Below are 1,064 nucleotides of genomic sequence, written 5' to 3'. Positions count from 1 at the left end.
AGAGCCCGTGAACAAACTGATCGTTGCGGGCGGGTGGGAATCCGTGAATTGACCTGAACAACCAGGACCTCTTGGTAGCAACTGCGGTGTCGAAGCCCAGTCGCGCCAAGAGGTCCTGTCATGCCGTTGTACGCCCCTGCCGCCCCTGCTGTCGCCCCGAATGGGCAAGCCGACTGCTCGTGCCTGGCCTGCCGGTTCGGGCACGGCCGCCGTCATCCGGCCCGGCCCCGCCGCTACACCTCGGACACCACCGACGCGGAGTGGCAGGTCATCGCGGCGGTGCTGCCGTGGCCGGCCTGGCTGGACGGCAACGGCGGGCGGCCGGAGGAGTACTGCCGTCGGCTGATCGTGGACGCGATCTTCTACGTCGCGGACAACGGCAACAAGTGGCGCAACCTGCCGGGCGACTTCCCGCACTGGCGCACAGTGCACACCATCTTCACCCGGTGGTGGCACGACGGAAGCGTCGACGCCATCCACAATGACCTGCGCGACGAGGTCCGCCGCGCTGAGGGCCGGGACACCGACCCGACCGCCGCGATCATCGACTCGCAGTCGGTACGCGCCGCGGAGACGGTCGGCGCCGACAGCCGCGGGTACGACGCGGGCAAGAAGGTGGCAGGCCGCAAGCGCCACGTGATCGTGGACACGATCGGCCTGCTCCTGGTCGTCATGGTCACCAGCGCGAGCGTGCAGGACCGCGACGGAGCCCGCCCCGCACTGGCGCACCTGCGTGACCTCTTCGAATCGATCAGTCTGGTCTGGGCCGACGGCGGCTACGCCGGGAAACTCGTCACCTGGGCCAGGAAGAAGCTCCGGCTCACGATTGAGATCGTCAAGCGCAACGACGACGTCAAGGGCTTCGTGGTCCTGCCACGCAGGTGGGTGGTGGAGCGCACGCTGTCGTGGATCTTCCAGCGCCGCCGCTGCGTACGCGACTACGAACGGTTACCCGAGCACCATGAAGCCATGGTCAAGTGGTCCATGATCATGCTGATGTCACGGCGCCTGGCGGGCACGAAGGACGCCAAACACCGGAAATGATCAGTTTGTTCACGGGCTCT

Annotated in this window: 1 protein-coding gene; it reads left to right on the top strand. The window is 67.0% G+C overall.

The window, feature by feature from the left end; genetic code table 11:
* Positions 1-120 precede the first annotated feature (120 nt).
* Positions 121-1,044, top strand: a complete 924-nt coding sequence (locus tag RMT89_RS40280) for an IS5 family transposase (protein ID WP_315888709.1) — start codon at positions 121-123, stop codon at positions 1,042-1,044.
* The last annotated feature ends 20 nt before the right edge of the window (positions 1,045-1,064 follow it).

The organism is Streptomyces sp. P17 (assembly GCF_032436805.1).
GTDB lineage: Bacteria > Actinomycetota > Actinomycetes > Streptomycetales > Streptomycetaceae > Streptomyces.
This window is presented reverse-complemented; position numbering and strand designations above follow the sequence as displayed.

Bases quoted from the DNA above. Each gene is read 5' to 3' on its own strand.
- RMT89_RS40280 (WP_315888709.1), top strand. From the start codon at position 121: ATGCCGTTGTACGCCCCTGCCGCCCCTGCTGTCGCCCCGAATGGGCAA.